Below are 238 nucleotides of genomic sequence, written 5' to 3'. Positions count from 1 at the left end.
AATTCTGAGTCTTAAAAGCGTTCATGCCATTCGAATGTATGAACTGCTAATGATGTACCGCAAGAAAAATGAATGGGTCATCGAAATTGATCGGCTTAAAGGCTTGCTTGGCTTGAATCTGACCGCTTATAAAAGCTTTACGGACTTTGAGACCAGGATTCTAAAGTATACCCAAAAAGAGCTTTCTGAACGCTGTGGCTTATACTTTGATTGGGAAATTGCAGCGAAGGAACGGAAG

Annotated in this window: 1 protein-coding gene; it reads left to right on the top strand. The window is 40.8% G+C overall.

Features of this window, described 5'->3' with window-relative positions:
* Nucleotides 1-34: 34 nt before the first annotated feature.
* On the top strand, nucleotides 35-238 hold a 204-nt coding region (locus BWI97_RS26890; RefSeq protein WP_158242896.1), incomplete at its 3' end, for a replication initiation protein.

The sequence above is a fragment of the Siphonobacter sp. BAB-5405 genome (genome assembly GCF_002872335.1).
Taxonomy (GTDB): Bacteria; Bacteroidota; Bacteroidia; order Cytophagales; family Spirosomataceae; genus Siphonobacter.
The sequence above is the reverse complement of the archived record's forward strand: the minus strand, read 5'-3'. Positions and strand labels throughout refer to the sequence as shown.